This is a genomic window from Mycobacteriales bacterium, from assembly GCA_035690485.1.
GTDB lineage: Bacteria > Actinomycetota > Actinomycetes > JAFAQI01 > DASSKL01 > DASSKL01.
Window position 1 is genome coordinate 146,763 of the sequence record DASSKL010000008.1, and the last position, 6,000, is coordinate 152,762.

8 protein-coding genes are annotated in these 6,000 nt (G+C 72.7%); 3 read left to right on the forward strand and 5 right to left on the reverse strand.

Features of this window, described 5'->3' with window-relative positions; translation table 11 throughout:
* Positions 1–8: 8 nt before the first annotated feature.
* The 5 genes from VFJ21_01720 to VFJ21_01740 all read right to left on the reverse strand — a co-directional run bounded on the left by VFJ21_01720 (position 9) and on the right by VFJ21_01740 (position 4,381).
* Positions 9–2,159, reverse strand: coding sequence for an AAA family ATPase (locus VFJ21_01720; protein HET7405842.1), 2,151 nt, complete (start codon positions 2,157–2,159; stop codon positions 9–11).
* On the reverse strand, positions 2,126–2,752 hold the full coding sequence (gene mobF, locus VFJ21_01725) for a MobF family relaxase (protein HET7405843.1): 627 nt from the start codon (positions 2,750–2,752) through the stop codon (positions 2,126–2,128). Before mobF ends, VFJ21_01720 begins: the two co-directional genes overlap by 34 nt.
* Before the next feature lie 220 nt (positions 2,753–2,972).
* A complete protein-coding gene (locus tag VFJ21_01730) occupies positions 2,973–3,353 on the reverse strand; it encodes a hypothetical protein (protein ID HET7405844.1) in 381 nt (126 codons plus the stop codon).
* The gene (locus tag VFJ21_01735) at positions 3,350–3,634 is read right to left on the reverse strand and encodes a hypothetical protein (GenBank protein ID HET7405845.1); all 285 of its coding nucleotides are present in this window, start codon (positions 3,632–3,634) and stop codon (positions 3,350–3,352) included. The genes VFJ21_01730 and VFJ21_01735 overlap by 4 nt, the downstream gene beginning before the upstream one ends.
* A 39-nt stretch (positions 3,635–3,673) precedes the next feature.
* On the reverse strand, positions 3,674–4,381 hold the full coding sequence (locus VFJ21_01740; protein HET7405846.1) for a helix-turn-helix transcriptional regulator: 708 nt from the start codon (positions 4,379–4,381) through the stop codon (positions 3,674–3,676).
* 128 nt (positions 4,382–4,509) lie between these two features.
* On the opposite strand from VFJ21_01740, the gene VFJ21_01745 reads away from it, so the two are divergent.
* Genes VFJ21_01745 through VFJ21_01755 form a run of 3 tightly spaced genes read left to right on the forward strand, consistent with a single transcriptional unit; the run spans position 4,510 to position 5,998 of the window.
* Complete coding sequence (locus tag VFJ21_01745) at positions 4,510–4,758, forward strand: excisionase family DNA-binding protein (GenBank protein ID HET7405847.1); 249 nt, start codon at positions 4,510–4,512, stop codon at positions 4,756–4,758.
* A gap of 40 nt (positions 4,759–4,798) precedes the next feature.
* Entirely contained in the window at positions 4,799–5,476 is a 678-nt protein-coding gene (locus tag VFJ21_01750; GenBank protein HET7405848.1) for a site-specific integrase, read from the forward strand.
* Between the two features lie 6 nt (positions 5,477–5,482).
* Complete coding sequence (locus VFJ21_01755) at positions 5,483–5,998, forward strand: site-specific integrase (protein HET7405849.1); 516 nt, start codon at positions 5,483–5,485, stop codon at positions 5,996–5,998.
* Positions 5,999–6,000 lie beyond the last annotated feature (2 nt).

Genomic DNA, 6,000 nt, shown 5'->3' on the forward strand with positions numbered 1-6,000 from the left:
CGTCAGCGCTAGCGCCCTCGCCCACGACTGCGGTCCCGATCATCGTCGAGGTATCGGTCGTGCGGGTCCGTGTAGTCGCGGTCGGCGTGTGGTTGGGCGGCGCGGGCGGCGGCTTCGGCGTACCGCTGCTCGAGCGTGCGGCGCAGATCCCGGCTGGGCGCCGGTGCGCTGGGGTTGTCGGGGAGCCACGGGGTGGCGGCGGTGCTGTCGTCGACGGTGTTGAGCATGCCGTGGAGTGCGGCGGCGGGGTCGACGGGCGGTTGGGTGCTGCCGCGGGCCCGGATTTCGGGTTCGGCTGCGGGTGCGAGGTAGAGGTGGTTGGTGTGGCGGCCGCGGGTGAGGCCGACGTAGAGGCGGGTGCGGTCCAGGCCGGGCCGGGCGAGGAGCAGGCCGTCGTCGATGGTGGCGCCTTGGGCGGCGTCGATGGTGCTGGCCCAGCCGTAGGCGGTGTGCACGCGCACGTAGTCGGCGGGCAGGACCGCGCTGTCGTTGCTGTCGATGCGGTGGACGGTCAACCCCCCGCTGGGGGCGGGGCCGGTGACTTCGAGGAGGTCGCCGTTGCGTAGGTAGTCGTCGCCGAGGCGGATGCGCCGGTTGTTGCGGGTGGCGCGCAACCGGTCCCCGGCCCGCCAGTCCCGGTCAGTGTCGGCGAGCAGCGGTTCGCCGTGCACGGCGCCGGTTTCTTGGGCCCAGGTGCGGGCGCGGGTGTTGAGCGCGTCGACGTCGGTGTGGGTGCGGGCGAGCATGAGCACCCGGCGGCCGGCGGTGGATAGCCGGGTGTAGTGGGCGAACAGGGCGTCGAGAGTCTGATCACGATCGCCGGGGGTGTGGACCCGGCCGTGGTAGAGGTAGGCGGGGATGCTGGCCGGGTCGCCGCGGCGCAGGGCGAGGGAGGCGTGGCGTTCCCAGTCGTCGTCGAAGCGGTGCACGCTGCCGAGTTCGGGGGCGTCGAGGGTGGCGGCGAGCAGCGGCAACATGCCGCCGGCCCGGTCGATCGCGCCGATCTGCGCGGGGTCGCCGACCAGCACGAGTTTGGCCCCGCGGTCCCAGACGAGCTGGGTGAGCGCGTGCAGGTCGGCGGTGGCCAGCATGGAGGCTTCGTCGACGACGAGCACCGAGCCCGGGCCGACCAGGTAGGCCTCGTTAGCCGGGGTGGGGGGCTGCCAGGCGGCGCGGGGTTGTTCGTGCAGGAACTTCGCGACCGTGTCCGCGCTGAAACCGGCGGCCAGGCCGAGTTCTTTGGCGGCGCGGGCGGTCGGTGCTAGGGCGATGACGTGCTGCCCGCCGGCCTGCCAGGCGTCGACCGCGGCGGCGAGGCTGCGGGTCTTGCCGGTGCCGGCCGGTGCGACCAGCACCGAGACGACGTTGCCGTCGGTGAGCAGCTCACCGACCGCGCCGTACTGGTCGGGGTCGAGCCGGTGACCACGCAGCGTGGTGATGACCGGGTAGGCATCGAGCAGGCCGGCGCCGGCGGCCCGCCCCACCCGCGCGATCGCGAGGACCTCGGCCTCCAGGGCGAGCGTGGTCGCGGAGGCGTAGCGGGCGTCCGACGGCCGGGCCGGGCCGTCGGTGGCCGGCCGCAGCGGCACCGTTTCCTCGAGGGTGAGGGCTTGGTTGGTCCAGTGCTCGACCAGCTCGCGGACCATGTCGCCGCTGAACCCGACCGCCGGCACGCGGGCGGCGATCTCGCCGGCCAGATCCGACCGGCTGAACACCGCGCGGCGGGCGCCGGCCGCCCGCACCGCGCCGGTCAGCAGCCCGGGCACCCCGGTGACCTCGCCGGGCAGCGGGTGGGTGGCCCGCCGGCCCACCACGGCGGCCAGCGCGGCCGGGCTGATGCCGGCGGCGGCGGCCTCGGCGGCCCACCGGCCGGTCAGGGTGGCGATGTCGACCGGTTCCTTGCCGGGCCGGGTCTTGACCACCGCGACCTTGGTGACCGCGGTGCGTTCGGTCGAGGTGAGCGGCCGGCCCAGCGCCGTCTCGTAGGCGGCGATCTGCGGTGCCGCCTCCGCGGTCACCTGGACGGTGCGCTTGGACCACAGGGCGATCAGCTCGGCCGGCACGCCGGCGATCTCGGCCTGGCCGTCCCGGGACACCGGCGTCCAGTCCACACCGAGGCGGCGGGTCAGCTCGTTACGCAACGCCGCCTGGTAGACCACGCCCGCGGACTTCTTGTGCGCGTAGATCTCATGCCCGTCGATGCTGCGCCACCCCCGTCCGGGCAGCGGACCTTGTTCACCACCAGGGCGTGGGTGTGCAGCTGCGGGTCCCCGGCCCGGGAGGTGCGATGGTCGAACAAGGCCGCGGCGAACCCGTCGCTGGCGACCTGCACCGGGCCGTCGCGGCCGACCCGGCTGAACGCGGCATGGGCGTCCAGGTAGTCCAGCGCGGCGCCGACCGCGGCGCGGTGCGCCGCCCGCACCGCCGCCGTCGTCTGCTCCCCGCCGAGGGCCCACAGGGCGGACACCGATTTCGGTGCGGAAAAGCACAGGTCATATCCAGTGACCGCATCCGCCCGCCACGGTCGACCCAGTTCGGTGTTTTCGGTGGGGTGAATGGCGCGGCCGAACAATGCCTCCAACTGCTGGTCGGTGACGATCGAATTCGGCTCCAAGCCGAGCGGTTCGAGGCCGTGGCCGGCCCACCGGCCCGGCGCCTCCCCAAGGCCGAGGAAGTACTCGCACGCCCCGTGCCCGACCTGCTCGGCGCAGTACGCCCACGACCCCTGACGGATCTTCGACGTGGACAGCACGAGCGCACCGTAAGGCATCCCGGATGCACATGTCTGCGCCTGAATTTGGGACGCGGTCCGGACCGACTACCGTCGGCCCCGAACAGCGGAAAGCGCTGGTAGACAACGGAAAACCACGGTCAACCACAGCACAGCCCCAACCGCGAACCAAAGATTTTCAGTCCCCGGGCGCTTCTTCGGCGTGTCGCGGCCCCCGGACCCCCGTGCGCCGCCGGCCGGTTCAGACGGGGATCAGGTCAAGGCGGCGGCCCACCGCCCCCGCCAAGGCCGCCACGTCGCCCGGGTCGCTGGTCACCACCGCGTCCCGGCGGGCCAACGCGCCGACGGTCACCGTGGCATCGACAACGTCGGTCGAATGCGCCCGGCCCAAAAGCGCACCGGCAATCCGGGCGGCATTCTCGTCCAACACGTCAATAGCGCAGCCCGTGAGGAAAAGGGACAGCACATGCTGCGGCCCGCCGCGCCAGGCCTGGGCCAGCACCCCGGCCGGCACGCTCGGCACCTGCCCCCGGTCCAGCGCCCGGCGGTGCAGCGCCCACACCCGGCGCTCGCCCGCCTCAGCGGCGAGCAGCGCCCCGGTGTCGTAGGTCAGCCCGCTCACCCGGCCCGCCGCTTCCGGCCGCCCGGCGGCGGTGCCGGGGTGGCGGTCAGGTCAGCGACACCGGCGGCGTCCAGAGCCCGGTCGGCCTCGGCGAGCTCGGTGGCGGTGAACGCCCCGTGCTCCGCCTCGTAGGTGGCCACCGCAGCCAGGGCGCGGCGGCGGTGCAGGTAGCCGGCCAGCGCGTCGTTGACCAGCGGCGAGACCGCAGCACCCCCGGCCGCCGCGACCAGCTCGTCCCAGAGCCGAGCGTCCACCGACACCGACCGCTTCACCACACCCACACCAGCCAGGGTAGTACCGACGGTGCTACCAGAGCAAGCTCACGGTTTCCGGCGCCTCCGGGCGACGGGCTTCTCGGCCGGCTCCTGGGCGCGGCGCAGGTAGTCGGAGTCGCCTGCGTGTTCGGCGACGTAGCCGCGGATGCCGACCTGGCGCAGGTGGTCGAAGAAGCGGCCCAGCTCCTCCGCGGAGCGGTCCAGCTCGTCGGCCTGGTCGTCCAGCAGCGCGAGCAGCAGGTCCTTGCGCCGGCGCCGGTAGTCCGCCAACTGCCGCTCGGTCGGGGCACCGTAGAGGCGTTGAAGGACGGTGTCGTCCTCGTCCGGTTCGACCGTGCCCAGCTCGCGGAACCGGTCATACAGCGCGGGCAGCTGGTCCTCGCGGCCCAGGGTGAGCCGGTAGAGCTCGTTGACCTGGTCCGGCGCACCCCGAAACCGGCGCCGGTCCCCGGGCGGAGGCAGGAAGAACCAGACCAGCGGCAGGTCGAACCCGCAGGCGAACGCGAGGATCTCCTGCGCGTCGAACTCCCGCCGCCGCTCCCCGCCGTAGGCGGCCTCGATCGCCGACACCCCGGCCTGGCGCAGCCGCACCCCGACGAAGCGCTCGAGCCGCTCGGCGGTCTCCTGCTGCGTCCAGCCGCGCAGCTCCCGGGCCCGGCGGAAGTTGTAGGCGACGATCTCGTTCAGATCCGCCACCGGCTCGTCGCCGTCCGGTGCCGGCTGCTGCCGGCCACTGCTCCTGCGTGGGACCACGCCGCACACCGTACATGGTCCCGACGCAGTACGACCACTTGCTGCGCACCTTGTCGATGGTATGTTCCGGGAAGCGTTTCACTACTGCTTCCCCGCAGTACCCGCTCTTCGGCAGACAGGAGCCGCCCATGTCCCTACTCACCGTCGACCGGGCCGCCGCCCGACTGTCCACCGGCACCCGGTTCATCCGCCGGCTCATCGCCGAACGCCGCATCCCCTACGTCAAACTCGGCGCCCACGTCCGCATCGACGACGCCGACCTCGACGCCTTCATCGACGCCGGCCGGGTAGGTCCGACGGCGCGCCAGTTGCCGCTCGGTTATCCACAAGGTGCGGCAGCGACCGTCCGCCCACGCGCCGAACAGCGGAGGGTGTGACTGCAGCCCGCTCTTGTCCCACCTTCGCTGTGGAGGTGCCATGGCCGGACGTTCAGGTCGGCGACGCGGCACGGTCAAGCAAGAGGCCAACGGCGCGTGGTACTTCGTCGTCGATATCGCCGACGAGCACGGCCGGCGCCGGCAGACCCGCCGCCGCGGATTCCCATCCCAGCGCGCAGCCCAGGCCGAGCTGAACAAGATCCTGCGAGACCTGGCGCAGCAGACCTACGTCCCGCCCTCACGCCAGACGCTTGGCCGGTTCCTGACCGACGAATGGCTGCCTGCGATCTGGGCCACGATCCGGCCGAGCACCTTCGACAGCCACGCGCGCAACATCCGCCTCCACGTCGCGGCGCATCCGGTCGGCGACTGGCCGCTGCAGAAGGTCGATGCCGGGGCCCTCAACCGGCTCTACGCCGACCTCCTCGCGGGCCGGACCTCGCGGCGGCCACTCGCACCGCGCTCCGTCGCCTACGTGCACGTGATCCTGCACCGGGCGTTCCGCGACGCGGTGCGCTGGGACCGGCTGGTGCGCAACCCGAGCGACGCTGCCGACCCGCCGAAGCCGGGACGCACCCATCGGTCGACCATGCGCACCTGGTCGGCCGAGCAAGTCGCAGCCTTCCTCTCAGCGACAGCCACACATCGGCTGAGCGCGGCCTGGTGGACGCTCGCGACCACCGGAATGCGTCGTGGCGAGCTACTCGGCCTCGTGTAGGACGCGGTGGACCTCGACGGCGGCCTCGTCTCTATCCGCCGCACCCTGGTAACAACGCAGGCGCGCCGAGCGGGCGAGCCGGGGATGTCCTGGAGCGAGCCCAAGACCAACAAGGGCTGGCGCACGGTGGCCCTGGACCCGGCAACCGTCGCGGCGCTGCGCGCGCACCGGACGAGGCAGCTCGAGGAACGGCTCCTCGCCGGTGGCGAGTACGACGACCAGAGCCTCATCTTCTGCCGCGTTCTCGGCGCTCCCATCCACCCGAAGACGCTGTCCTGGTACTTCGATCAGGCGGTCAGGCGAGCCGAACTGCCGAAGATCCGGCTTCACGACCTCCGGCACACCCACGCGACGCTGGCGCTCAAGGCCGGCGTCCACCCGCGCGTGGTCCAGGAGCGCCTCGGCCACGCGAACGTGGGCGTGACCCTGGACACCTACTCGCACGTCACCATGCCCATGCAGGCCGAGGCGGCCAACCTGGTCGCCGGACTCATCACGAGCAAGATCACAAACATTCCGTGACC